At 55.5% G+C, this 21,746-nt stretch carries 19 protein-coding genes; 17 read left to right on the forward strand and 2 right to left on the reverse strand.

Annotated features, from left to right (window positions below; translation table 11 throughout):
- Positions 1 to 274: 274 nt before the first annotated feature.
- The 10 genes from ffh to VLX68_11890 all read left to right on the forward strand — a co-directional run bounded on the left by ffh (position 275) and on the right by VLX68_11890 (position 8,077).
- Positions 275 to 1,609, forward strand: a complete 1,335-nt coding sequence (ffh, locus tag VLX68_11845; GenBank protein ID HUI92930.1) for a signal recognition particle protein — start codon at positions 275 to 277, stop codon at positions 1,607 to 1,609.
- A 118-nt stretch (positions 1,610 to 1,727) separates the two neighbouring features.
- Positions 1,728 to 2,159, forward strand: coding sequence for a 30S ribosomal protein S16 (gene rpsP / locus VLX68_11850; protein ID HUI92931.1), 432 nt, complete (start codon positions 1,728 to 1,730; stop codon positions 2,157 to 2,159).
- The gene (gene rimM / locus VLX68_11855) at positions 2,156 to 2,725 is read left to right on the forward strand and encodes a ribosome maturation factor RimM (protein HUI92932.1); all 570 of its coding nucleotides are present in this window, start codon (positions 2,156 to 2,158) and stop codon (positions 2,723 to 2,725) included. Before rpsP ends, rimM begins: the two co-directional genes overlap by 4 nt.
- A gap of 130 nt (positions 2,726 to 2,855) precedes the next feature.
- The gene (gene trmD / locus VLX68_11860; protein ID HUI92933.1) at positions 2,856 to 3,551 is read left to right on the forward strand and encodes a tRNA (guanosine(37)-N1)-methyltransferase TrmD; all 696 of its coding nucleotides are present in this window, start codon (positions 2,856 to 2,858) and stop codon (positions 3,549 to 3,551) included.
- Between the two features lie 78 nt (positions 3,552 to 3,629).
- Positions 3,630 to 3,962: a 50S ribosomal protein L19 gene (gene rplS, locus VLX68_11865; protein HUI92934.1), complete on the forward strand. Its 333-nt coding sequence runs from the start codon at positions 3,630 to 3,632 to the stop codon at positions 3,960 to 3,962.
- Between the two features lie 408 nt (positions 3,963 to 4,370).
- On the forward strand, positions 4,371 to 4,700 hold the full coding sequence (locus VLX68_11870) for a cupin domain-containing protein (protein ID HUI92935.1): 330 nt from the start codon (positions 4,371 to 4,373) through the stop codon (positions 4,698 to 4,700).
- A gap of 463 nt (positions 4,701 to 5,163) precedes the next feature.
- On the forward strand, positions 5,164 to 5,934 hold the full coding sequence (locus tag VLX68_11875) for a PrsW family glutamic-type intramembrane protease (GenBank protein ID HUI92936.1): 771 nt from the start codon (positions 5,164 to 5,166) through the stop codon (positions 5,932 to 5,934).
- 5 nt (positions 5,935 to 5,939) lie between these two features.
- Positions 5,940 to 6,365, forward strand: coding sequence for a DUF3592 domain-containing protein (locus tag VLX68_11880; protein HUI92937.1), 426 nt, complete (start codon positions 5,940 to 5,942; stop codon positions 6,363 to 6,365).
- Positions 6,366 to 6,519: 154 nt separating this feature from the next.
- Complete coding sequence (locus VLX68_11885) at positions 6,520 to 7,065, forward strand: nucleotidyl transferase AbiEii/AbiGii toxin family protein (protein HUI92938.1); 546 nt, start codon at positions 6,520 to 6,522, stop codon at positions 7,063 to 7,065.
- 268 nt (positions 7,066 to 7,333) lie between these two features.
- Entirely contained in the window at positions 7,334 to 8,077 is a 744-nt protein-coding gene (locus VLX68_11890) for an RNA methyltransferase (protein ID HUI92939.1), read from the forward strand.
- Positions 8,078 to 8,162: 85 nt separating this feature from the next.
- Here the strand turns inward: VLX68_11890 and VLX68_11895 are convergent, their stop codons facing one another.
- Complete coding sequence (locus VLX68_11895) at positions 8,163 to 9,311, reverse strand: GGDEF domain-containing protein (GenBank protein ID HUI92940.1); 1,149 nt, start codon at positions 9,309 to 9,311, stop codon at positions 8,163 to 8,165.
- Positions 9,312 to 9,574: 263 nt separating this feature from the next.
- Here VLX68_11895 and VLX68_11900 point away from each other — a divergent pair, with 263 nt between their 5' ends.
- The 5 genes from VLX68_11900 (at position 9,575) to VLX68_11920 (ending at position 16,256) form a co-directional block, all read left to right on the forward strand.
- Positions 9,575 to 9,958, forward strand: coding sequence for a DUF2294 domain-containing protein (locus VLX68_11900; protein ID HUI92941.1), 384 nt, complete (start codon positions 9,575 to 9,577; stop codon positions 9,956 to 9,958).
- A 445-nt stretch (positions 9,959 to 10,403) separates the two neighbouring features.
- Positions 10,404 to 12,212 carry a phosphoenolpyruvate carboxykinase (GTP) gene (locus VLX68_11905; GenBank protein ID HUI92942.1) on the forward strand — a complete coding sequence of 603 codons (1,809 nt, stop codon included), beginning with the start codon at positions 10,404 to 10,406 and terminating at the stop codon, positions 12,210 to 12,212.
- 110 nt (positions 12,213 to 12,322) lie between these two features.
- The gene (gene accD, locus VLX68_11910; protein ID HUI92943.1) at positions 12,323 to 13,159 is read left to right on the forward strand and encodes an acetyl-CoA carboxylase, carboxyltransferase subunit beta; all 837 of its coding nucleotides are present in this window, start codon (positions 12,323 to 12,325) and stop codon (positions 13,157 to 13,159) included.
- 17 nt (positions 13,160 to 13,176) lie between these two features.
- Positions 13,177 to 14,127: an acetyl-CoA carboxylase carboxyltransferase subunit alpha gene (locus VLX68_11915; protein ID HUI92944.1), complete on the forward strand. Its 951-nt coding sequence runs from the start codon at positions 13,177 to 13,179 to the stop codon at positions 14,125 to 14,127.
- A 131-nt stretch (positions 14,128 to 14,258) separates the two neighbouring features.
- Positions 14,259 to 16,256, forward strand: a complete 1,998-nt coding sequence (locus tag VLX68_11920; protein ID HUI92945.1) for a pyruvate carboxylase subunit B — start codon at positions 14,259 to 14,261, stop codon at positions 16,254 to 16,256.
- 465 nt (positions 16,257 to 16,721) lie between these two features.
- Here VLX68_11920 and VLX68_11925 read toward each other — a convergent pair whose 3' ends face one another.
- The gene (locus VLX68_11925; protein ID HUI92946.1) at positions 16,722 to 17,588 is read right to left on the reverse strand and encodes an HDOD domain-containing protein; all 867 of its coding nucleotides are present in this window, start codon (positions 17,586 to 17,588) and stop codon (positions 16,722 to 16,724) included.
- 264 nt (positions 17,589 to 17,852) lie between these two features.
- Here VLX68_11925 and VLX68_11930 point away from each other — a divergent pair, with 264 nt between their 5' ends.
- Positions 17,853 to 19,697, forward strand: a complete 1,845-nt coding sequence (locus VLX68_11930; protein HUI92947.1) for an OmpA family protein — start codon at positions 17,853 to 17,855, stop codon at positions 19,695 to 19,697.
- Between the two features lie 50 nt (positions 19,698 to 19,747).
- Positions 19,748 to 21,652 (forward strand): OmpA family protein, encoded by a 1,905-nt coding sequence (locus VLX68_11935; GenBank protein ID HUI92948.1) that lies wholly within the window; start codon positions 19,748 to 19,750, stop codon positions 21,650 to 21,652.
- Positions 21,653 to 21,746: the final 94 nt, after the last annotated feature.

Raw genomic sequence — 21,746 nt, forward strand, 5'->3', positions numbered from 1 at the left:
CGAGAATTGTTTGAGTATATTGAGCATGTGTATAATGGCCAGAGAATCCATACGGCGATCGGCATGCCGCCCCGTATATTTGAGTCTGTAAAGTTGAACCAATGTGCCTAAACGAGTGTCCATTTTAAGGAGTCAGGTCCACTCTTTATTATTAGTCGATTTCCCCTCTTATCTTGTATAAATTGCCCCGCAGGAATTATCTTTAGTTACTTTTTCGGCACTATTATCCGGTAAAGCCGCAGTGCCATCGGGCAAATCACGGCGGAAAGCATTTATGTTTGAGGAACTGACCACCAGGTTCGAATCCATTTTCAAGAAGATCCGCGGCCAGGGCAAGCTGAGCCAGGACAACGTCGCGGACGCCATGCGCGACGTGAAGCGCGCGCTTCTTGAGGCGGACGTCAATTACAAGGTGGTCAAGAAGTTCGTGGCCGGCGTCACGGAAAAGGCGCTGGGCGCCGACGTCCTCAACAGCATCACGCCGGGTCAGCAGTTTGTCAAGGCGGTGTACGACGACCTCGCCGCGCTCCTCGGCGGCAGCGCCCGCACGGTGCGGTTCCACACCAACCGGCTGAACATCGTGGTGCTCGCGGGCCTGCAGGGCTCGGGCAAGACCACCACCTGCGCCAAGCTCGCACTCCATTACCGCAAGCAGGGTCACCGTCCGCTGCTTATCGCCTGCGATACGCACCGCGCCGCGGCCGTCGACCAGCTCGAAACGCTCGGCAAGTCGCTTTCCGTCCCGGTGTACGCCGACCGCGCGAAGGAGCCTCTTGACATATGCAAAAACGGCCTGGTCCTTGCCCGGCAGGAGGGGAATTCGCTCGCCGTCATCGACACCGCGGGCCGGCTGCACGTCGACGCCGAGATGATGGCCGAGCTCAAGGAATTGTGCGCGGCCGCAAAGCCCGACGAGATATATTTTGTTGCGGACGCCATGAGCGGCCAGGACGCGGTGAACGCCGCGGCCGAATTTTACAAGGAGATCCGCTATTCCGGCGTGATCCTCACGAAAATGGACGGCGACGCCCGCGGCGGGGCCGCGCTCTCCATTGTCGACGTGGTGGGCGTTCCGCTCCAGTTCGTGGGCACGGGTGAAAAGCCGGACGGGCTCGAGCTGTTCCATCCCGAGCGCATGGCGTCGCGTATCCTCGGCATGGGCGACATCGTGTCGCTGGTGGAAAAGGCCCAGGAGAATTTCGATCAGGAGCAGGGCCGCAAGCTCGAGAAGAAGATCAGGAGCAGCAGCTTCACGCTGCAGGATTTTCTCGAGCAGATCCGCCAGATGAAAAACATGGGCTCGCTGTCGGAGCTCATCGCCATGATCCCGGGCGCGGGGAGCCAGCTCGCGGGGGCAACGGTCGACGAAAAGGCGCTCATGAGGATCGAGGCAATGATCTGTTCCATGACGGCACAGGAGCGCGACCGGCCCGGCATCATCGACGGCAACCGGCGGCGGCGCATCAGCACGGGCAGCGGTACAACGGTGCAGGACATCAACAAGCTACTCAAGCAGTTCGACACCATGAAGACCATGATGAAGCGCGTGAACAAGATAGGGTCAAAACGCGGCCACGCCGCGGCGCTCAGAAACATGTTTCCGTTCTGAAAGGTTCAAAGGTTCAGAGGTTTGGCGTTACAAGGGTTTCAAACCGGACCGGGGAACGCAGAACCTGTAGCGATAAAAAAGAAAGTACCATCAACCATTAATAACAGAGGAGAGTCTTTTGTCAGTAAAAATCCGTATGGCAAGAGTGGGCCGGAAAAACGTTTCCCGTTTCCGCGTCGTGGCGATTGACGAACGAACGCAGCGCGACGGCAAGTTCCTGGAGGTGCTCGGAACCTACAATCCGCAAGCGAACCCGAAGCAGTTCGCGCTGAACGCGGAGCGCATCACCTACTGGATCGGAAAGGGCGCGGAAATTTCGGAAACAGTGCACAACCTGCTCAAACAGGACCGTTACTTTGAAAAGGCAGAGGGTCTTAAAAAGGGACTGGGCGCCGATAGTCTCAACCTTCCGCGGCTTCCCGAACGCAAGCGCAAACCAAAGAACGTGGGCAAGAAGAAGTCCAAGGAAGCCCAAGAAGAGGCGCCCAAGGCGCCTCCTGCCGCGCCGCCGAGCCAGCCCGCAGCTGCTGCTCCTGCCGCGGCGTCATGATCCCTGATTCCGGCTTAATAAACGGCCGGAACCAGGCCGCTGGGGCTGCGGGTGATTTGGTCGCCATCGGCATCATCCGGAAACCCGTTGGTCTCAAGGGACAGTGTTACGTTGACGCGTTCGGCGCAACGCTGGCGGCGCTCAAGCCGCCCGCGCGCTTGCGCGCGGGACGGGACTTGCAGGCAAAGCAGGAGCTTGTTTTACAGGAATTGCGGCCGAGCCCCAAAGGGTTGGTGTGCAGGTTCGAGGGCTTTGGAGACCTGGACACGGCCGGAACGCTGCGGGGATTATACCTGTTCTGCGGCCGCGACAAGCTGCCCAAGCCTCCCAAGGGAAGGCATTATCATTTTGAGCTGGTCGGGCTCACCGTTGTCGAAGACGAAACGGGCAGGGCGATCGGCTCCGTCACCGAGGTGCAGAAGTATCCGGCTGCAGAAGTGCTCGAAGTAAAAAAAGAGAACGGTGAAACGGTGCTCATCTCCATGGCCGGGGGAACGGTGAAATCGGTTGACAACGCGGCAGGCGTCATAAAGATAAGCGGTGCGGCTCTGGAAGAAATCCTGTAAATAAAAAAATCACCGTGGAGACACGGAGGGCACAGAAAAGATATGAAGAGTGAAGAGCAAAATGATATAAGTTATTTATGTGTTGTAAAAAGCGTTTTCAATCAAACATGATATCTTAAAATAAACGACAATGCTCTTTGAGATTCTCACACTGTTTCCGGACATGTTCGCCGGGCCCTTCTCCGACAGCATCATCAAGCGCGCGCAGGAAAAGGGGCTCGTTGAGATACGGTTTGTCAACTTCAGGGACTTTGCCGGCGACAAGCACCGCACCGTCGACGACGCGCCGTACGGCGGCGACCCCGGCATGCTGCTTATGCCCGGCCCGCTTTCGCAGGCGATTCTTGCGAGCCGTCAGCGGCTCGCCGCAAGCGCGCCGAAGGTGGTGTGCCTCAACGCGCAGGGAACGCCGTTCACCCACGCGGTGGCCGAATCGCTCAGCAAAGAGGCGGCGCTCATCCTCGTGTGCGGCAGGTACAAGGGAATGGACCAGCGCGTTATTGACAAATACGCAGACGTGGAAATCTCGGTGGGAGATTACGTGCTGTCGGGCGGCGAGATCCCTGCCATGCTCGTGGTGGACGCGGTGACAAGGCTCATTCCCGGCGCGCTGGGCAACAGCGAAAGCGCGGGAAAAGATTCTTATTTTGACGGTCTTTTGTCTCCGCCGCAGTACACCAGGCCCGAGGAGTTCGAGGGGATGAGGGTGCCGGACGTGCTTCTGTCGGGCCATCACGAAAACATCAGGAAATGGCAGAAGGAACAGGCGGAAAAGTTGACGAAAACGAGAAGACCGGATTTGTGGGAGAAATATAATAAGAGTTGACGGTTGACCGGATAACGTCGGGAAAAATTATTTTATCAATAAAACCAGGAGGTTGTTGTGCAGGGTTTACAGGAAATCATGAAAGGTGCAGAGAAGAAGCTCCTCACCAAGAACGCTATGGAATTCCAACCGGGCGACACGGTGTCGGTCTCGCTGAAGATTCTGGAGGGCGACAAGGAGCGCCAGCAGGCGTTTTCCGGCGTTGTCGTTTCTAAGCGGGGCAGCGGCATGGGCGCGTCATTCACGCTCCGCAAGCCTTCGGGCGGCGTATACGTTGAACGGACGTTCCCGCTGCATTCGCCGCTCCTTTCCGACATCAAGCTCGTGCGCAAGGGAAAGGTGAAGCGGGCCAAGCTCTTTTACCTGCGCGACGTGAGCGGAAAGTCTTCGCGGATCAAGGAAAAGAAATAAAATCTTTTGATTGCTTCCGACGATAATATTTTTTAAGGAGGAGAGAATTTTTTCTTCTCCTTTTTTATTGTACCAAAAAACCGGAAATGAGAAATTATAGCGGGGAAACGCCCCCGCGCGACTCCAATCGTCACAGGTCCAGGGGCCTTCAGCCCCTGGACCCCGACCCACATTCTGTCTACAGCGACAGAAAGTAGGCAAATAACGCCGCGCCTGCAGCGCCGCCTTTTCCTTCGGTCGCCAGGCCGCTTGTGAACTCGGCCGTACGCATGTGGTAAGATTAGCGACCTCAAACAGCGCAAGCGGCTGATCTTCCGGCCTCTGGGTCGGCGCTGATGGGGAAGAGAGAAAAAAGAATCCAAGCAATGCCATCCGTTAAGTTGATGGAAGCTTTACAAAGGAGCTATTGTGTTCTCAAAATCAAGCGGCACCGGCTACAAGCAGGCCCTGCCCGGAATCAAGATCAAGACTCTGGTGCACGGCGACAAGACGCTGATGACTGAATTTCCCATGGAAAAGGGCAGCGTGCTGCCCAAGCATTCCCATCCCCATGAACAGACCGGCTATCTGGTAAAGGGAAAGATGACCCTGACCATCGGCGCTGAAACGTTCACCGTGGAGCCCGGCGACAGCTGGTGCATTCCGGGCAACACCGAGCACGGCGCGGCCATGCTCGAGGATACCATCGCCGTCGAGGTGTTTTCTCCGGTGCGGAAAGAATATGTTCCTGAGCAGTAACGCATGAAATACGACAGATATGCCGAGCTCATCGCGCCGTGCGGTATGAACTGCTCCATTTGCAGCGGGTACCTTTCCTTTGTCCATAATTCGCCGATCAACAAATGCAGGGGATGCCGGGCAAGGAACAAGCAGTGCGCCTTTCTGAAAAAGCAATGCAGGGACGGGAAAAAACTGCTGAAGGGTACTGTTGCATTTTGCTATGAGTGCAATTGTTATCCTTGTGACAGGCTGACAAGGCTGGACGCGAGGTACAGGAAAGATTTTAATATGAGCATGATTGATAATCTGGACATGATTAGAACGAATGGGGTGGAGAAATTTATTAAGAGCCAGATGAAAAAATACCGGTGCGCAAGGTGCGGGGGAGTGACATCGGTGCATAATAAGAAGTGTTTCAGGTGTGATGTGGTAAAGGGGTGGAGGGAGTGAGGGTGGCAGGCTGAAGACCGGAGAGGATAAAATGGGCCGTTTAATAATAAGTACTTCGTTGGCCTTGATCCCTGCATTCCTGTTGGTCTGGTATTTCTATAAAAGTAAAAGAGAGAGCGAATCTCCAAGAGTCATTATTAATACCCTGTTGCTTGGGTCTGTCGTCCCACTCCCAATAATTTTGCTGATTCTGCCTTATGAAGCCATTTTAAAAACGATAAACAATCCTTTGTATTATGGGATTTTTAGTGCCCTCTTTACGGCCGCTATCCCTGAAGAAATATCAAAGTTCGCTATTTTGGTTTTTTATTGTGTAAGGAGAGTCAAATTCAGCAAAGAAATTGACGGTATCATTTTTGGTGCAATAGCTTCACTGGGTTTTGCAGGATTCGAAAACATTTTCTATGTGCTTGATGGCGGAATCGGAACGGCGATCATCAGATCTGTTACTTCGGTACCAACCCATGCCCTCATGGGCGCGGTCATGGGGTATTATCTGTTTATCTTTTACAAATCTAAGTCTGTTTTAAGTTTGCTCTTTTCTATCGGCATTCCAATTATATTTCATACCGCTTATGATTTTTCACTTTTTATTGCGGAAAAAATTGAAGGTAGTGGAATTTTCAGTCTGAGGTATTTATTGCTTGATATCGTCTTTTTTTTGATTTTATTCGGAATTTACCGTTTTTCCATTACGTTAATAATGAATGTAAAAGACCGTGAAAACAGGATTGAAAGCAATCAGATTTTTGAAGAGATAATAAAAGACATTAAGAATAAAGAACCTCCGCCAGGGGCGTGAGCGGTATGGAAATCGTAAAAAATCTAAAGTCATTTCTGGCAAGCAATGCTGTTTTTGATGCGGTTTTAATAGCAGCCGCAATTATTACTGTATTGTATTATTGCCGTGAATTAATCGTTTCGGTTTACTATTCTACAGCCTGCAAGAAATGGCCAAAGGCCAAAGGTAGAATTACTATGTCTCCTAATACTTCTGATGTTTGGGGAGACGATGATGGCGGGCTTAGAAATAAAATCGGAACAACTGTTAAATTGGGTTATGAATACCAGGTGGATGGAATCGAATATCACGGTAGCAATATTAGTTTTAAAACTGATGTCATTACTAATTCAAATCTTTTGTGCAGAATGGTAAATATGTATCAAGTAAATGATGAAATTGATGTTTACTATCATCCGAAAAAACCGCACATTTCCGTACTAAATCCGTAAGCGGTTCAGGCAAGGAAAAGGTTCGCTTCACTTATTCCCCCTCTTGATTATGCTATTGTCTCTGCGGTTTCTCATTCCTCTTCCGCGCGATACTATTTTCTATCCATCAATGATTCCCGGTCGCCTCTTTCCTGGATCAGGAAGGAATTCTTGCATGGAACTGAAACCCGTATTTGAGGCCATTGCCAGGTTCTTCGAAAAGGAAAAGATTGACTACGGCATCATCGGCGCTTACGCTCTCTTTTCCTACGGGTATGTCAGGGCGACGCGCGATATGGATTTTATAACCAGAAAAGAAAACACGGGGAAGATCACCCGATTCCTTGAATCGCTGGGATTCAACACCGCGTTCAGCTCCGAGGCGTTCTCGAATTTCCTGCATCCTGTCAATGCCGTGCGGGTCGATGTAATGTATGTTGAGGGTGATACTGCGGACGTGATTTTCAAGGCTACTGAACGGCGGCTCGTGTTTAAAGACCTGGAGCTCCCGGTCGTGAGTCCCGAGCATCTGATCGCGATGAAGCTGTTCTCGGCGCAGAGCAATCCCGACCGGAAGTTCAAAGACCTTTCGGATGTCAAGGAAATTCTCCGGCACACACAATGCAACAAGGATGTGGTCAGGGATTATTTTATCAAATACGGGCAGCAGGCCTATTACAGGGAAATTACCGGGGAGAGCATCGATGGCAAAAACCCTTGACCTTAAATGGGATAAGAAAGAACAGAAATTTTCTGAGAGGACGTGCCGGAAACAGGTTGCCCGGGACAAAAAAAGGGATGTTGAGGAATACCTTGATTTTTTAACGGAAGTGGAGCCGAAACAACCTGACTCGGTGAGAGAAAAGCCGTTCGGCCGGTATTTTGCGCTGTAACGCGTTCGTTAGTCGACTGATGTAGCAGGCCCTATTATCAAAACATGGTTACCAGATGGCCGATTTTCGCATAGCTCCTTTGAAAGGAGTCTGAATGTGAAGCCACTTTCCTTCTACAAATCCCTTCACGACGTAAAGGGCCGCCGTGCGGAAAACGCGTTCCTTATCGAAGGCGTCCGGGCCATCACCCAGATTTCACAGACAAGCCCGCAAAGCATCCTGGAACTTATTATTCAGGAAAAAGAATCGCCTCCGAAAAACCTCAGATATCCAATAAGAGCAGTCACCGCATCGCAATTCCGCGGCATAAGCGCGTCAACCACGCCGCCGGGCATTATCGCGGTCGTCACGATCCCCAAAGACGCCTATTCCTCCACGCTGCCTGAAAACAAAGGTTCAAGGGTCCTTGCGCTCGAAGACGTCCAGGATCCCGGCAACGTGGGAACCCTCATCCGCACTGCGGCGGCGTTTGACTTTTCGGGAGTTCTTTTAAGCGAAAAATGCTCGGACCCGTTCGGTCCAAAGGCTGTGCAGGCTTCCATGGGCTCGGTTATGTCCTTGTGGGTGCGGAAGACCAAGGCCTTTGGCCCCCAAGTAATGCAATTGGGAAAGGAAGGGTTCTGCTGCGTTGCCGCGGACGTTCACGGGAAAGTCGCGCTGCACGCGGTTGACGAGCCGAAACTCATGCTACTCTTGGGGAACGAGGGAAGCGGTATTTCGGCGCAAACCCTCGGTCTCGCGCATCAAGTGGCCAGGATCCCCATGAACGAGAAAAAAGCGGAGTCGCTCAACGTGGCGGCAAGCGGCGCGATTTGCATGTATGTGTTGACAAAGCGGTAATCTTCGTTGATCGATGATATGGATTTTACGGGCCATCACGGGAATATTTTTAATTTTGCCGACCGCCGACCGCTGACTCCTGACTTCATTCGCCCAGCGTTATCCTCGCCCGTCCCTCGCGCTTCGACCGGTACAGCGCCTCGTCGGTCCTCTTCACGATGCTTTTCTCGTCCTCACCGGCCCGCGCCTCGGCGATGCCGATGGACAGGCTCACCCTGCCGAACTTGAACGCGCCGAACTGCTTGACGATACGCTCGGCCGCGACCTTGGCCTGGTTGCGGTCGGTGTCGGGCAGGATCACCGAGAACTCGTCGCCGCCGTAGCGGAACCCGGTGTCGACGTCTTTACGGATACACACTTTGATCACCTGGCCGAGCGAGCGGAGCACCTGGTCGCCGGCCTGGTGGCCCTCGGTGTCGTTGAGCTCCTTGAAGTGGTCAATGTCGATGAGCATGAGCGAGAGCTTGCGCTGCGGGTTGCGTTTGAGACGCGAGAGCTCGCGCACGATCTGTTCGTAAAAGTGCCGCACGTTGTACAGTTCGGTGAGCCCGTCGGTGATTGCCAGCTTGGAAAGGAGCTCGTTTTTCTTCTTGAGCTCGTCCTCGAGCTTCTTCTTCTCGGTGATGTCCTTTGCCGTCACCACGAGCCCGATGATCTGCGAGGCGTCGTTCTTCATCTCCGAGATGCTCAGGTTGAGCAGGATGATCTCACCCTGCTTGGTCTTCATGGGGATTTCCTCGTTGACCGACTTGCCGTTGAGCAGCACCGCGTTGATGATCTTGCGCTCGTCGGCCTCGTTGACAAATAATTGTTTGAGGGGCACGCCCACGATTTCCTCCTGGGTGTAGCCGAAATGCATCTCGGAGCCCTTGTTGAATTTGAGGATGAATGAATCCATGTCGGTGGTGAAGATGATGTCGGTGGAATCGTCGAGAATGCTGTCGAAGTAGCTTGATTTACCCTGGATCCTCTTCACCGTAAGCTGGGTCTTCTCCATCTTTTTCGCAAAATCCTTGACATACCGGAAGAACCACCATAATACGGCGCCCAGCAGCGCCGCCGAAAAGAAGGCAAAGGCGATGATATACCCGGTAAGCCGCCAGAAAAATACCGACAGGACGGCGGCAACCAGGAACACGAGGCCGCCGGCGACCGCCGCCACAAAGGCGACGGTTTTTCCCGGAATTCCGGAGTAGTTGTTATAGGTTGGAAAAAAAGAATCGAATAGTTTCACGCTGTTTGCCGTAAGACGGAATACACCTCGAACCGTCAGGACCTTTCTTTTGAGAAAAAGCCTTCTTTCTTATACGTTTAAAATAAATATCCTTGTTTTTATTTTACAGTAAATTTCAAATAAATACAGTAAAAAAGTGGCATAATATTGAAAAGCACGGTTTTGCGATAATTTTGAGCTTACGGATACGCCGGTTTTTTCTTGTTCGGACAGGATAAGCATGTTGTATTTATCAGCAATATATACTTCAAAAACGGGGAGCAATGCTGGGAAAACCTGAAAAAACAAAGGGCCAGCTTGAGGCTGAGATCAGCGAGGCCGTGACGCGGTTTGAAAAGGAATACATGGGCCGCGGGCCGATCGAGACAAAGACCTACATCATCGAAGATATGGTGATCGTGCGCCTCAAGGGCGTGCTTACCAAGGCGGAATACCGTCTGGTGAAGTCGGAGCGCAATTCCAAGGCGCGCGACCTGATCAAACAAGTGCGCATCGAGCTTCTCGAGAACGGCCGGCCCTTGCTGGAGGACATCATCAAAGATATTTTGAGACGGCGTGTGAAGAGCATGCACACCGACATCAGCACCCTGAGCGGGGAGAGGATGATAGTGTTTACCTTGGATAGATCTGCGCTGGAAGATTACTAATAAAAAATATTTTTCATGTGGGGGAACTTTCCTCCTCGCTCCGGCCCGGTCGTCGAATAGACACTCTTTAGAGTGGCGTATCGAGACGCGGGCGGTCCGGCAACGAGGCCGACAGGCCGAGCCTGGAGGGGAACGCCCAGTCTCTATTTTTCTTTTAAAGCTTCATCAAATAAACCCTTGCAAATTTTTAAGGTTCTGTTATAATTTTATTATAGTTTGGAAGCTGGCTGCAAGTGCCGTAAGGCGCGGGCAGTGCAGAGGCCAAGCCGGAAAAGGTCATTGATGATTGGCTGAAAATCAAGCCCGGAAGACTCTTTTGCAAGAGGCTTGCCGGGGGTGAGGGCCAAAGAAGTGCCGAGAAGCAATTCTTTTGGTCTTTTTTATTTGGGTTCCGTTCAGAATAAAATGCAGGTTGATAGAATTTTAAAAAAATGAAAGGAAGGACATGGCTTCCAAAGCAGCGATTACAAATAAGAAACTTGAGCAGTGGGTCAAGGAAATAGCCGTTTTATGCAAACCAGACACCGTCCACTGGTGCGATGGTTCGCAAAAGGAATATGACGACCTCTGCCAGCTCATGGTGAAGGCCGGCATGGCCACACCGCTCAACCCTGAAAAACGGCCGGGTTGCTTCCTGTTCCGCAGCCATCCGTCCGACGTCGCGCGCGTCGAAGACCGCACTTACATCGCCTCGCGCTCCAGAGACGAAGCCGGCCCCACCAACAACTGGATGGACCCGAATGAGCTGAAGAAAATTATGACCAAGCTTTACACGGGGTGCATGAAGGGCCGCACCTTGTACGTGATCCCGTTTTCCATGGGGCCCATCGGCTCGCCCATCTCTAAAATCGGCGTCGAAATCACCGACTCGCCGTATGTCGTTGTCAACATGCGCATCATGACGCGCATGGGCAGCAAAGTGCTTGAAGCGCTGGGGAAAGACGGCGAGTTCGTGCCGTGCCTGCACTCGGTGGGAGCTCCGCTTGAAAAGGGTCAGAAAGACGCTCCATGGCCGTGCACGCCAGACATTAAAAACAAATACATCAGCCATTTTCCCGAGGAACGGACCATCTGGTCGTACGGCTCGGGTTACGGCGGCAACGCGCTGCTCGGCAAGAAGTGCTTTGCGCTGCGCATCGCGTCGGTGCAGGCCCGCGACGAGGGATGGCTCGCCGAGCACATGCTCATCCTCGGCATCACCAATCCCGGGGGAAAAAAGAAATACGTCGCGGCCGCGTTCCCGAGCGCCTGCGGCAAGACCAACCTTGCCATGATGATCCCGACGATTCCCGGATGGAAAGTGGAGGCCGTCGGTGACGACATCGCCTGGATGAAGTTCGGGCCCGACGGCAGGCTGTATGCCATCAATCCCGAGTCCGGATTTTTCGGCGTCGTGCCCGGCACCTCGATGGATTCGAACCCAAACGCCATGAAGACGATCCAGAAGAACACGATCTTCACCAACGTGGTGCTCACCGAAGACAAGGACGTGTGGTGGGAGGGAATCGGCTATGATCCGCCCGCCGGCAGGAAAATCGACTGGACCGGCAATGAATGGGAATTGGAAGACCGCAAGGTGGGCGCGCATCCGAACGCGCGGTTTACCGCGCCGGCATCGCAGTGTCCGGCAATAGACCCGTCGTGGGAAGACCCGAAGGGCGTGCCCATTTCCGCGTTCCTCGTTGGCGGGAGACGTCCGACAACGATACCGCTCGTTCACCAGGCGTTTTCGTGGAACCACGGCGTGTTCCTCGGCTCCATTGTCGGATCGGAAACCACCACGGCCAACATCGGCGCCGTGGGCGTGGTGCGGCGCGACCCGTTTGCCATGCTGCCGTTCTGCGGGTATCACATGGGGGATTACCTCGCGCATTGGATTAAAATCGGGCAGAAGACCTCAGCCGACAAACTGCCCAAGATTTTCTACGTCAACTGGTTCAGAAAAAGCGACGACGGCAAGTGGTTGTGGCCCGGCTACGGCGATAACAGCAGGGTGCTCAAATGGATTTTCGAAAGGACCGAGGACAAGGGCAAAGCGGTCAAAACGCCCATCGGCATTTTACCGACGCCTGATGCCATTGATACCATGGGGATTTCGGTCTCCGCAACCGACATGGCCGAACTGCTGAAAGTGGATGTCGCGGAATGGAAAAAGGAGCTGGAAGGCATAAAGGAGCATTATAAAAAGTTCGGGTCAAAACTGCCCGTTGCCCTCAACGAAGAATTGGCGGCCCTTGAAAAACGGCTTGGGTAGTTGTTGTTGACATGCCTTGGCGTTGTTATATATTTAACATTCTGGCTCTTGCACGCCCCAAGGCCTTTTCAACCTGATTATTTCCGTACCGTCATCAAAGGAAGAGACCCGTGGCATGGTTCAGCAAACCGAAAACCAGTGAAGAGCAGCCCAAGCCGGTAAAAGACGACATTTGGGTGATCTGCGATTCCTGCAAGGCGCATGTGTTCAAGGAAGACTGGTGCAATTCCCTGAATGTTTGTCCCAAATGCGGTTATCACGGCAAGCTCTCCGCCTACGAGCGGATCGGCCAGATTCTCGACGTCGACACCTTCAAGGAACTTTTTCCTAAAATAACACCGTCCGATCCCCTTGACTTTGTGTATTCCAAGGGAAGCTACAAAGACAAAGTCAAGGAGGCGCGCGAAAAAACCGGCCTTAACGAATCGGTGGTGTGCGGCCTCGGAAAGATCCATGACATTCCGGTTTCCATCGCGGTCATGGATTTCCGTTTTTTCGGCGGCAGCCTCGGCAGCGCCACGGGCGAAAAAATCCTCCAGGGCGCAAATTACTCTTACGAACACAGAATACCCTACGTCATATTTTCCGCATCCGGCGGCGCGCGCATGCACGAGGGCATTCTTTCGCTCATGCAGATGGCAAAGACCTGCGCCGGCGTTGCGCGGCTCCGGGAGAAAAATATACCGTACATTTCGGTGCTCACCGACCCGACCACCGGCGGCGTGGTGGCGAGTTACGCCATGGTGGGCGACGTGAATATCGCTGAGCCGGGCGCGCTGGTGGGATTTGCGGGCAGGCGCGTGATAGAGCAGACCATAAAGCAGAAGCTGCCCGATAATTTCCAAACATCGGAATATTTCATGGAACACGGCTTCATCGACATGATCGTGGAACGCAAGAAGCTCAAAGAGACCCTAAAAAACGTCCTCCTGTATTACAACCGTTGATAAGGATGTCGGGAACAATGAGCGATTATTTTGATTTTGAAAAATCCATTGCGGAGATGGAGAAGATGATCGAGAAGCTCAAGTCCATCTCTCCTGATAAAAACCATTACAGCGAGGAGATCGCCGAGCTCGAAAAAAAGTGCATCGCTCAGAAAGAGGAGCTCTACGGCAATCTCACGCCGTGGCAGACCGTGCAGCTCGCACGGCATCCCAAGCGCCCCGTGCTCCAGGATTACATCCAGCTTATTTTCACCGATTTCATTGAGCTGCACGGGGACCGGGGCTTCGGCGACGACCAGGCCCTTATCGGCGGGTTTGCGACCATCGGCAAACGCCGGGTGATGCTCATCGGCCACAACAAGGGAAAAAACGTCGAGGAGAACATACAGCGCAACTTCGGCCAGGCGCGTCCCGAAGGCTACCGCAAAGCGCTGCGCCTCATGAAGCTGGCACAGAAGTTCAGGCTGCCCATCGTGAGCTTCGTCGACACGCAGGGCGCATATCCGGGCATGGACGCGGAGGAGCGCGGACAGCCCGAGGCCATTGCCGAGAACCTCACCGAAATGGCGCGGCTCGAGGTGCCGATCGTGGTGGTGGTCACCGGCGAGGGCGGCAGCGGCGGCGCGCTCGGCATCGGCGTAGGGGATTCGGTGCTCATGCTGTCGCACGCGTGGTATTCCGTGATTTCCCCGGAGGGCTGCGCGTCCATCTTGTGGCGTGATGCGTCGTTCTCGCCGCAGGCGGCCGAGGCGCTCAAGCCCACGGCCCAGTCGCTCTTGAAGCTGGGCGTCATCGATGAAATCATACCCGAGCCCCTGGGCGGGGCGCACCGGAATCATGACCAGACCGCCCAGGAAATAAAACACGTTCTCCTCAAACACCTCAAAAAACTCACGGCACAGTCGCCGTCGAGGATCGTTCGCCACCGGTTCGAGAAATATTCTCGCATGGGACTGTTTACAAAGTAACCGGGATTTCCTTGAACAAGAATGGCGTTGATGAATTAACCATGGCATCAGATTTTAAGAATTATATTTTCCGGCAGTACTATTTCAAAAAATTCCGATAGACAGTACATAATTAAGGCGAGGAAATAACCATGGCGAATACGAAAAAGCAATCCAAAGAAAACAAACTGCATAAAATCCCGCTGCGCATCACCGACACCACGCTGCGCGACGCGCACCAGTCGCTGTGGGCCACGCGCATGCGCACCGAGGACATTGTCAAGATCGTCGACGTGATCGACGGCGTGGGCTACTACTCGCTTGAATGCTGGGGCGGCGCCACCTTTGACGTGTGCCTGCGCTTTTTACGGGAAAATCCGTGGGAGCGGTTGCGCCTCATCAAGTCAAAGGCGAAGAAGACGCCGCTGCAGATGCTGCTGCGCGGGCAGAACCTCGTGGGGTACCGCAACTACGCCGACGACGTGGTGGAGCGCTTCGTGGCGCTGGCGTGCGAAAACGGCATGGACATTTTCCGCGTGTTCGATGCGCTCAACGACACGCGCAACATCGAGGCGGCGATACGGGCGGTCAAGAAGCACGGCGGCCACGCGCAGGGTACCCTCGCATACACCATCAGCCCCGTGCACACTATAGAAAAATTCGTGAAGTACGCCAAGGAGCAGGTGGAGGTCGGCATCGACTCGCTGTGCATCAAGGACATGGCGGGTATTCTCTCGCCCATTTCTGCCGAACGTCTCGTGAGCGCGCTCATCAAGGCCGTCGATGTGCCCATCCAGCTTCATTGCCATGCGTCAAGCGGCATGGCCGCGCCCACCTACGTGGAGGGCGTGCGCGCGGGCGCCGGCGCCATCGACTGCGCCATCGCGGCCATGGCCGGCACCAGCAGCCAGCCGCCGGTGGAGACCATGGTGGCCATTTTCGCCGAGACCGATTACCACGCCGACCTCGACCGCGACGCGATGCTCAAGGTGCACCGGTATTTTGCCGAGCTCTACCCGCAGCGGTGTCTCGACGGGTCGCTGCAGTTTTGCATCGACCCGCAGATCCTCATCCACCAGATCCCGGGCGGCATGATCTCCAACTTCCGCTCGCAGCTGTCGCAGCAGAATGCGCTTGACAAGCTGGAACTCGCGCTCACCGAGGTCACCAAGGTGCGCGAGGACCTTGGCTGGCCGCCGCTGGTGACGCCCACGAGCCAGATCGTGGGAACGCAGGCCGTGATGAACGTGCTTTCGGGCGAGCGCTACAAGATCGTTCCCAACGAGGTGAAGGACTATTTCCGCGGCATGTACGGCAGGCCGCCGGCAAAGGTCAACGCGGAGCTGGCGAAGAAGATCCTCGGCGACGAAAAGCCGGTGACCGGCCGGCCGGGCGACACCATTGCGCCCATGCTCCCGAAAGCCACCGAAGGGGTCGATCCGAAATACATCAAGCACGAAGAAGACATCATTTCGTACTGCCTGCTGCCCGAACCGAGCCTTGCGTATTTCAAGTGGCGTGACCTTCCCGCCGATCAGCGGCCCGAAACGCCGGCCGACATCGAACTGAAAAAGATCAAGGCCGCCTCAGCTAAGGCGGCGGAGCCTGCGCAGAAAAAAGAGGAAGGCCCCACGCTCGACCAGATCCTGCACCCGGAGGATTACCGCGGCCTGAGCGAACTCCTGGGCAAGGCCGGCGGCATGCAGCTCGAGGAGTTGACAGTTCGGAAAGGCGACTTCACGCTTTCACTGCGGTCCGACACCACCAAGATACCGGTGATCCCGAAATCCGCGGCGCCGGCCCCAAAGCCGGCAGAGGCGAAAAAGGAAGAAAAGCCCGCGCCTAAACCAGGTCCCGCTCCGGCCGCCCCGAAGGAAGAAAAACCCGTTCCTGCCACGCCGGCGCCGGCACTGTCCATCAAGGCGCCGCTCGTGGGCACCTTCTATTCAACCGGCGGCCCGGGCAAGCCCAGGCTGGTGAACCCGGGCGACGTGGTGGAGGCCGGCGCGAAGGTCTGCATCGTGGAGGCAATGAAGCTGTTCAACGAAATAGTAGCTCCTGTCAAGTGCAGGATCGTGAAGTTCCTCGTTGAGGACGGCACCACGGTGGAAAAAGACCGCCCGCTGATTGAGATTGAAGAGATTAAGTAGGCGAGAATTTCTCTTGTCACTTTTCCTTCTTTAAAATATGGTGGGGGAGGCCTCCCCCTGGGGTGCGGCTTCCGCCGCCTCCCTCATGTCAAAAAAAAATGATTCTGCGGAGGCGGCGGCGATCCGCACCCACACCCCCTCTTTGGCGCCGATACTCCCATGATTCGCCACAGACTTAGTGGCTGGCGACACATTGCCGCAGCGCGAGCTTTACACGGTGGAAGATGAAAATATTATAGCCACAAAAAACTATAAATACAAAATCTATTTGTGATTTCGTGGTAATCGGCCGTGACAAGGGTGCGCCCAGCGAAAGGATAGGGCTTGAATCAAATGGTACCCGGCTGCACCCTGGAGAGCGGAGGCCGAGGATCGCCGTCGCCCTCTTTTTTTAGGGCGGTGGAAGCCGACGCTGGGGGAGATACTTCTTCCCCGGAAAAATAAAAATTATAAATTAGACAAATATTATCCCACTGCAATATCGCAGAACACGTCCACCCGCTCAAGCTCCGTTGAAAGCTTTGCCTTCAGGGCCTCGATGTCGTCGGGACGTATCTCCAGCGGCTCGACGGCGGCCTTGTTCAGCGGGGGAGCCGCAAAATCCTCGCCGATGGTCAGCTTGAACTCGTAGCAGAGCCAATCCGCATAGTGGCACAGCGCCACGATGTCGGCGCACTCCTTCGCGTGCTGCGGGTCGTGGTGGTAAACGAGCGGCTGCGAGAGCGGGAGGGGCAATTGCCACCCGGAAAGCAGCCATTGCGCCACGTCGGTGTGTGCGTAGCCGAGCGTCTCTTTTTCCGCTTCGTAAAGCGGCAGCTTCTTCTGCTTGGCGCGCTTCAGCGCCTTGTGGAAGTCCTCGTGCAGGTACTGCTCCATCACCACCTTGCCGATGTCGTGCAGAAGCCCGGCGCAAAACGCCTCCTCGGCGTCGAACAGCACGAACTTGCGCAGCCGTTCCGTGAGAAAACGGCAGATGAGCGCGCAGCTGGTGGAGTGGCGCCAGAACGCCGTCCGGTCGAACAGCGACGATTTTTTCTCATGCGGGAACAGGTCGAACACGGTGAGGTTCAGCACGATGGTGTTGATCACCTTGAGCCCGAGGATCGACACCGCGTTGTTGATGCTCGTGATCGCGCTGGGCATGCCGTAAAAGGCGCTGTTGGCCAGGCGCAGGATCTTCGCCGAAAGCGCAAGGTCCTGGCCCACTATGAAGGCCACGTCGCTCGTGGAGCTCGCGGGGTTGTTGATGATCTGCATGACGCGGGAGACGATGACCGGCAGCGTGGGAAGGTTGGTGATCTGGCCGATTTTGCTTTGAAGTTCTTTTTTCACGACCCGGACCGTGTATTCGATGATGATTAATCGTTATAAGTATCTTGATAATTTTACTTTCAAGGAAGTTTTTTTTCATCATTTTTTTATTCATAAAAATAAATTTTTTCAAAAAAACACGTTTTTAATCTATAATCTATTATTGAAGCAAAAGTTTGAATTTTTATGCAAATAAAGAGTTATTTTTTAAGCGCGTTTAGAACCAAAACTGATTATAAGGGCGGATTCTAAAATCTTAAAGGTGATATTTTTCGGCCAGTGTGTATGAAAAAAAGCGTTACAGGGACGGTTGTTTTTGCTGCGGTGCTGTTTTTGTCGGGCCTTGGGATTGCGCAGGAGCCCTGTGAGCCGATTGTCAACCGCCACGGCCAGGAAGGGCTCGAATACACCGAATCCGCGAAGACGCTCGGCATGGGCAGGCTGGTTTTTTCCGCGTTCGGGGACATGAGCCTCGACAATTCGTTTATCCGGTTTGTCAACCTTGACCCCGTCAATCACCTGACGCCCAACGCGGCCCAGTACGACATCATGCCGGCGCTGGGGTTCGGTCTTGCCCCCATCCTCGATTTTTCCGCCGCGCTCCCGCTGTACATCGACAACATGTCCAAATACGATTCCCTTTGGCCCGGCACCAAAAGCTTCGGCGGGCCGCAGGGCGGGTTTGGCGATCTGGAACTGCAGCTGAAACTGCAGCTGCCGCCGCACAACGGGCCGCGGGTTTTCGACATGGCGTACCTGGCGGGCGTGAGCCTCCCCACGGGCGACCGGTCGCACGGATATTTTCCGCGCCATACATATTACCTGCTTAAGGACACCGCTACGGTGACCCAAAGCGGCGACTCCGCCCAGGTGCTCTCGTCCTGCTATTCGTCGGGCATCACGGAGCTGCAGCTCAAGCTGCTGTTCACCTTCAGCTGCTGGGAGCACGGCGACGTGGTCCCGCTTTTACTGCATGTCAATCTCGGCGCCCGCATCCTCGCGGCGCGCGGGTTCGACCAGGCGCTTTTGTTCAACCTAGCGGCCGAATACCGGCCGGCCGCCTGGATCTCCCTCTATACGGAGGCCAGCGCCGAACCGCGGCTCAGCAGCATCACACAGGGGTTCAAGATCGGCAACGACCCGCTCCGGATTTCACCCGGCCTCACGATCCACATGCCGGAGGGCCTGTTCGTTTCCCTGGGCGCCGACTGGGGGCTGTCGTCGCATGATCCGCTCACCTACGAGGACCAAAGCGCGTTTATCGCCGCGCGCCTGCAGCCCGACTGGAAGCTGTCGGGCTCCATCGGCTGGTGCGGGTTCCTCTACAAAGCCGAACGAGGGGCAAAGAAGGCGAAGCCGCCGAAGGGGTTCGACAGCGACAACGACGGCATTCCCGATTCCCTTGACAAATGCCCCATGGTTCCCGAGGACAAGGACGGCTTCGAGGACGAGGACGGCTGCCCCGATTACGACAACGACAAGGACCGCATCCCGGATTCGCTTGACAAATGCCCCAACGAACCCGAGGACTACGACGGGTTCGAGGACCAGGACGGCTGCCCGGACTACGACAACGACAAAGACGGCATCCCGGACTCGGTCGACCGGTGCCCGGGCATGCCCGAGGACAAGGACGGGTTCGAGGACCAGGACGGCTGCCCGGACTACGACAACGATCTCGACGGCATCCCGGACAGCCTTGACAAATGCCCCAACGAGCCCGGCCCCGCCGACAATCAGGGGTGTCCCAAGCCCACGCAGGAAGCGCCGAAGACCAAGGAAATCAAGCGCGGCAGGCTCATCCTCAGGGGCGTCGAGTTCAAGGCCGGCACCACCGACCTTACGGCGGAATCGTACCAGAAGCTCGACGAAGTGTTTGAATCACTCAAGGCGTTCCCGCAGGTGAACATCGAGGTGTGCGGGTTCACCGACAACGCCGGCAACGCGGCGGCGAACCGGAAACTTTCGCTCCGCAGGGCCGAAACGGTGCGCGCATACCTTATCCTGCGCGGCATCGACCCGTCGCGCATCAACGCCGTGGGAAAGGGCGGCGAGGAACCGGTCACCGACAACGGCACACCCGAGGGTCGCGCGTTCAACCGCCGCATCGAGATAAAACGGATCAATTAATCCAAGGCGCCTTTCGCCGGCGCTCTGGCTGTGGTAAAAGGAGAGGGTTGATGGATCTGGCTCGGGGAACACGGGCGGCTCTGCTCTGCGTCTGCATCGTCGCCGGCGCGGTGCTCGCGGAAGTCAACACGGGCGGCGAACTGGGCGTCGTACGGACCCAATCGGCAAAGACCCTCGGCAAGGGCAGGCTCGACGCCGGCGTGGGCGTGGAGTTCCAGCAGTCTTCCGATTATGTAAAGGGCCCGACCTGGGACCTTGGCGTGATCCGGCCCGACGACTCTTCCATCGCAAACGTGATCCATGACCCCGCCAAGCTCATCTCCGCCGATTTCTTTCTTGCCGTGGGCATCCTTGATTTCTGGGACCTCGCGCTGTCTTTGCCCGTGTACTACGACTGGAGCGGCTTTGCGCCCGCCAATCCCTCCGATGCCGGTCTCGGCGACCTCGAAATCTCCGCGAAATTCATGCTGCCGCCGGTCGCATTTGACAAGGTATTTTATTCCGCCGTTCTTCTTTCGGTCACGGCACCCACGGGCATGAAGGGCAACGGGCTTTTTCCGCGCCATTTGTATTATTTCCCGGACACCGCGGTGAACCCGGCCAAGAACCTGTATTCCCTGGAATACGCAACCGTCAAGCCCATGCTGCTGTTCACGTTCGACCTGGCGAAGGTCGCGCCGGTGCAGATCCACCTGAACATGGGCGGCGTCCTTACCGAGGTGAACAGGCAGAACACCGTCATCGGCGCTCTGGCGCTCGAATACGCCCCGAAGGAGTTCATCACGCTTTTCGCCGAATTGTGGGCAGAGTCGCGCTGGACCAACCTGTCGTCGAATTACGACATCCGCAAGGACCCCGTATGGGTAACGCCGGGATTGAAAATCTCCGCGCCGAACGGGATGTATTTCTATCTCGCCGGGGATATCAGCCTTTCGTCGAAACAGGACAGCTACCGGAGCAACTGGGACAAAAAGGGGTATACGTATTCCACCGGCATTCAGCCCGATTACGGCGTGCAGTTTTCGATCGGATGGAACGGGTTCCTCGTGACGCAGGACCGCGACCATGACGGCGTTCCGGACAACGTTGACCGGTGCCCGGACGATTCCGGGCCCGCCAGCAATTACGGCTGCCCCGACCCCGACCAGGACAAGGACGGCATCTGCGATCCGTGGGTGGCCGAGAAGCACAAGGAATCCAAATACGCCGCGGTCTGCAAGGGGAGCGACAAATGCCCCGACAAACCGGAGGACATCGACGGATTCCAGGATGACGACGGCTGCCCCGACCCGGACAACGACGGCGACGGCATCCCTGATGTAAAGGACCAGTGCCCGAACCAGCCCGAGGATTTCGACGGGTTTGAAGACCTGGACGGGTGCCCCGATTACGACAACGACCGTGACGGCATCCCGGACTCGGTTGACAAATGCCCTAACGATCCGGAAGACATCGACGGGTTCGAGGACAAAGACGGCTGCCCGGACCTCGACAACGACCATGACGGCATCCCCGACCTCATGGACAAATGCCCCAACGAGCCGGGCCCGGCATCAAATAACGGTTGCCCCGATACCACGCCGCCCAAACCGCCGAAAAAGGAACCCGATTTTCCAATGCAGCAGACCTTGCGCGGGGTGACCTTCAGGAGCAGTTCGGCGGAAATGACCTTCGATTCGTACCAATGGCTCGACATGATTGTCAAGGCCATGAGGGAGTATCCCGAGCTCGAAATCGAGGTGCGCGGCTACACCGACAGCATGGGAAAATATGCGAGCCTCATGCAACTCTCCCAGATGCGCGCCGAGGCGGTGCGCCAGTACCTGCTGAGCCAGGGCATCGGGCCGGGCCGCGTGCGCGCCGTGGGCTACGGTGCGGGAAGTCCCATCGCGGACAACAGGTCGGCGGCGGGGAGGGCGCTCAACCGCAGGATCGAGATCGTGCGGGTGAAGTGACGCGGATTCTTTTTTCGTTAGCGTCGTTGCAATGAAATGACCGCCGGAACGTAATTTCTATCGGCGGGCCATGGAAAATCCCTTCGATATTGAC

This window comes from Chitinivibrionales bacterium (assembly GCA_035516255.1).
Classification (GTDB): domain Bacteria; phylum Fibrobacterota; class Chitinivibrionia; order Chitinivibrionales; family FEN-1185; genus FEN-1185.

Coding starts and splice junctions, on each gene's coding strand:
- VLX68_11935 (HUI92948.1), top strand. CDS start 19,748: ATGGATCTGGCTCGGGGAACACGGGCGGCTCTGCTCTGCGTCTGCATC.
- VLX68_11920 (HUI92945.1), top strand. CDS start 14,259: ATGGCGAATACGAAAAAGCAATCCAAAGAAAACAAACTGCATAAAATC.
- VLX68_11905 (HUI92942.1), top strand. CDS start 10,404: ATGGCTTCCAAAGCAGCGATTACAAATAAGAAACTTGAGCAGTGGGTC.
- VLX68_11900 (HUI92941.1), top strand. CDS start 9,575: ATGCTGGGAAAACCTGAAAAAACAAAGGGCCAGCTTGAGGCTGAGATC.
- VLX68_11930 (HUI92947.1), top strand. CDS start 17,853: ATGAAAAAAAGCGTTACAGGGACGGTTGTTTTTGCTGCGGTGCTGTTT.
- trmD (HUI92933.1), top strand. CDS start 2,856: ATGCTCTTTGAGATTCTCACACTGTTTCCGGACATGTTCGCCGGGCCC.
- ffh (HUI92930.1), top strand. CDS start 275: ATGTTTGAGGAACTGACCACCAGGTTCGAATCCATTTTCAAGAAGATC.
- VLX68_11915 (HUI92944.1), top strand. CDS start 13,177: ATGAGCGATTATTTTGATTTTGAAAAATCCATTGCGGAGATGGAGAAG.
- VLX68_11885 (HUI92938.1), top strand. CDS start 6,520: ATGGAACTGAAACCCGTATTTGAGGCCATTGCCAGGTTCTTCGAAAAG.
- rplS (HUI92934.1), top strand. CDS start 3,630: ATGAAAGGTGCAGAGAAGAAGCTCCTCACCAAGAACGCTATGGAATTC.
- VLX68_11875 (HUI92936.1), top strand. CDS start 5,164: ATGGGCCGTTTAATAATAAGTACTTCGTTGGCCTTGATCCCTGCATTC.
- rimM (HUI92932.1), top strand. CDS start 2,156: ATGATCCCTGATTCCGGCTTAATAAACGGCCGGAACCAGGCCGCTGGG.
- VLX68_11880 (HUI92937.1), top strand. CDS start 5,940: ATGGAAATCGTAAAAAATCTAAAGTCATTTCTGGCAAGCAATGCTGTT.